Genomic DNA, 1,875 nt, shown 5'->3' with positions numbered 1-1,875 from the left:
CAGTCGAGTAGACTAAAGCCTTGCAACTTTAGCCCCTCACAGATCCGTACGTGCGGCTTTCCCGCATACGGCTCCTCATAATAACATTCACTTTAATATAAGCAATAGTACGTCTTTGGTTTCGCAAGCGGATAACACTTTAGCATTTCCCAAAAACCACCCCATGTATAGGCTCTTCTGCAACCTCGACGATTTACCGCTTTAAACAGGAATTGTTGTACTCTGTGTAAGAATGCACATAATCTTCTATAATTCCATGTTACTCCATAATAGCGATAGTGACCTACAAGCTTTACATTCAGCTCTTTTATGATTTCTCTGACCGGACGGTTCCGATTATCATATATCCATAGTTTATATTCTTTCAGCTTACGTTCAAACTTCTTTCGAGATGTCTGCAACTTTAATGCAAATGTTCCCTTTCTTGTTTTCCCGCAATAGAAAGTAAAACCTAGAAAATCGAATGCTTCTGGCTTACCTATTCCTCTGGATAGTCTGTTGGTTTCTGCAAATCTCCCAAATTCAATCAACCTGCTTTTACTGCTTTCCAGCTCAAGATTGAATTGTTCCATCCTCTCTTTCAGGGCTGAATAATACCACTCTGCTTCTGATTTATACTGGAATCCAGCTACAAAATCATCTGCAAAATTCACCAGAAAACAGTCTCCTTTTAACGTCTTTTTCACCACAAATTTAAACCACAGCGTTAACACGTTATGCATGTATATATTTGCTAGCATCGGACTCATGACTGAACCCTGTGCTGAACCTTCCTCTGTTGATTCAAATTTTCCATCTTCCATTATTCCAGCTTTTAAATATTTCTTTATCAGCCAGAGCAGATTTGGGTCTTGAATATGCCATTCCAGAAATCTCATCATCCAGTCATGGTTAATGTGATCGAAAAATCCTTTAATATCAGCGTCCACTATGTAGCTGATTTTCCCATAACTGATTCTCTGATATACTTCTTTTACCGCTTCGTGACAACCTCTGTTTGGTCTAAATCCATACATACAGTTCAGAAATCTTGGCTCGTAAATTGCTTCTAGTACTTTCTTTACTGCCATTTGGACAATCTTATCCTCGTAAGAGGCTATTCCCAGCGGTCGCATTTTTCCATTTCCCTTTGGAATATATACCCTCAATGATGGGAGTGGTTTAAAAGATTTGTTCTTTAACCTCTGTACTAAGTCTTCGATATTTCTATCGAGGTTCTTTCCGTATTCTTCCTTTGTCACCTTATCAACACCAACTGCCTTTTTGCCATCTAATTCTTTATGGCATTGTTTCAGCAATTCTGCATTTATCAAGTGATATATGGATGTGAATACAGGTTTCTTTGTTTCTGCCGATATTTCAGCTATTCTTTCTAATTTCGTTCCCATTATTTCCTCCGTCCCTGAGTACGGATAATGTGTCCTCAGAAAGACCGTTACTATGCAGTCCCCTTCCCTCCATCGGCATTACCCGATTTCATCAGTACTATGAGACTGTCCGACTACCTGTTATCCATTTGAAGCTCTCCATTTTCAGTTGATACTTCATACTCTTATACGAGAGACAACAGGTTCTCCCCAGTTGATGTGTACCCACAATGTCAAGCATGATTGGCCCTTTGACCCCGCAGCGCCACACAATTCTCGCCATAATGACTTGTGTGCTGTTGCCTTCCGCACCAGTTAAGACGTCGGCCTACTGAAGTTAACTTTTCGAGGCTCAATAGCATTGCAACCCTGCTTTCTTGCTGTCTACGCTTGTCAGTTGCTGTTACCAACAACATCCCAAGACTCGCTATTATCTGGCTGGCTAGACCTTGGATAAATCGGATTCCCACCGACTTGGTTACACACCCTTAGCTGGGCGCACAACTGG

The 1,875-nt window shown here is 41.0% G+C and carries 1 protein-coding gene; it reads right to left on the bottom strand.

Annotated elements, in window-relative coordinates; genetic code table 11:
• Nucleotides 1-92: 92 nt before the first annotated feature.
• A complete protein-coding gene (gene ltrA / locus H8S17_RS15980; RefSeq protein WP_004615792.1) occupies nucleotides 93-1,388 on the bottom strand; it encodes a group II intron reverse transcriptase/maturase in 1,296 nt (431 codons plus the stop codon).
• Nucleotides 1,389-1,875: the final 487 nt, after the last annotated feature.

Source organism: Roseburia zhanii (assembly GCF_014287635.1).
GTDB lineage: Bacteria > Bacillota > Clostridia > Lachnospirales > Lachnospiraceae > Roseburia_B > Roseburia_B zhanii.
The sequence above is the reverse complement of the archived record's forward strand: the minus strand, read 5'-3'. Positions and strand labels throughout refer to the sequence as shown.